Origin of the sequence: Nonomuraea sp. NPDC049419 (assembly GCF_040676995.1) — a bacterium.
Lineage (GTDB): Bacteria > Actinomycetota > Actinomycetes > Streptosporangiales > Streptosporangiaceae > Nonomuraea > Nonomuraea salmonea.
Map to the genome: position 1 here is coordinate 1 of NZ_JBFAQB010000047.1, position 1512 is coordinate 1512.

Annotated in this window: 1 protein-coding gene; it reads left to right on the forward strand. The window is 69.2% G+C overall.

Translation table 11 applies throughout. The features are described from left to right. Positions 1-90: 90 nt before the first annotated feature. A complete protein-coding gene (locus AB0K12_RS48345; protein WP_364576147.1) occupies positions 91-1455 on the forward strand; it encodes an IS256 family transposase in 1365 nt (454 codons plus the stop codon). Positions 1456-1512 lie beyond the last annotated feature (57 nt).

A 1512-nucleotide genomic window follows, 5' to 3' on the forward strand; every position in this document is an offset into this window, starting at 1 on the left:
GGTCGCGTCCGAGATGCGGTGTAAAAGTGAACGAGCGTAGGTTGCCGTGCTGAACCGACCAAAGTTCGCACAACGCTAGGACCTACGCTCGTGGCACGCACACTACCGCCCGTTCAGGCCATCCAGGCCGAGATCGACGCCCTGTTCGCCTCCGATCGCGATCTCGTCGAGGTCATCGAGGACGTCGCCCGGCTCGGCGCCCGCCTGATCATCCAGACCGCCGTCGAAGCCGAGGTGGACGCCTTCCTCGGCCGCGCCCGCTACCAGCGCGCCTCCACCGCCGCCGCCACCGGTGTCGGCGGCAGCGGCCAGGAGAGCACGGTGCGACCCGGTTACCGCAACGGGCATTGCCCGACCACCGTCAAGACCACCTCAGGGCCGATCACCATCGCTCGCCCGAAGCTGCGCGAAACCACCGACAAGTTCGCCTCGCGCCTGTTCGGTACCGGTGTCACCCGCACCCACGCGTTGGAGACGCTCGTGATCGCCTCCTTCGTGCGCGGCATGTCGGTACGCGACGTGGAGGGTGCGCTGGCCGACGCGCTCGGCCCCGAGGCCGCCCTGTCCAAGTCAACGGTCTCCACGATCTGCCAGGCCATCGTGGCCGAGTACGACGCCTGGTGCCGGCGCGACCTCGCCGCGGTGGAGCTGGACTACCTGTTCCTGGACGCCTCGCACTTCAAGATGCACGATGGGCAGCGGGCCGAGCCGATCCTGGCCGCCTGGGGTATCACCACCGCCGGCAAGCCCGTCTTCATCGGCCTGGCCGCCGCGGGATCGGAGTCCACCGACGCCTGGCACGACTTCCTGACCGACCTGGCCGGCCGCGGCCTGCGCCCGCCGCTGCTGATCGTCTCCGACGGCGCACCCGGCCTGATCAGCGCCGCCGAGCAGGTCTTCTCGCGCTCGCTGCGCCAAAGATGTCTCGTTCACCGCGCCCGCAATGTGCTGGCCAAGGTCAGCGCCGGCGACCAGGCCGAGGTCAAGGCCGCCTACTGGCAGATCTTCGACCTGACCGAGCTGGGCGAGAACGTCAGGGTCGGTCAGCAGCTCGTCGACTGGGTGCAGCGGCGCATTGACGCCTTCGCCGAAACCTGGGGCAACCGGTATCCGGCAGCGGTCAAGTGCCTGCTGTCCGACCGCCATAGCCTGACCACCTACCTGCGCTTCCCGATCGAGCACCACAAGCGCGTGCGGCACTCCAACTTCATCGAGCGCACCTTCGGCGAGACCCGCCGCCGCGTCAAGGTCATCGGCCGCTTCCCCGGCGAGACCAGCTGCGTCTCCCTGGTCTGGGCCGTGCTCGACCGGGCCGCCCGCGGTTGGCGCGGCTTCACCATGACCAGCCAGGGCCTGCGCATTCTGCACGACCTCCGCCGGGCCCTGCTTGCCCCGCCAGCTCAACTCCGTCCGACCGACGACCCAGCCTTGGCATCCGCCACCGAGGCCGCCTAAGATCCACCCACGGCACCTACCTCGTCGAGCTATTTACACCGCTCCGGGGACGCGACC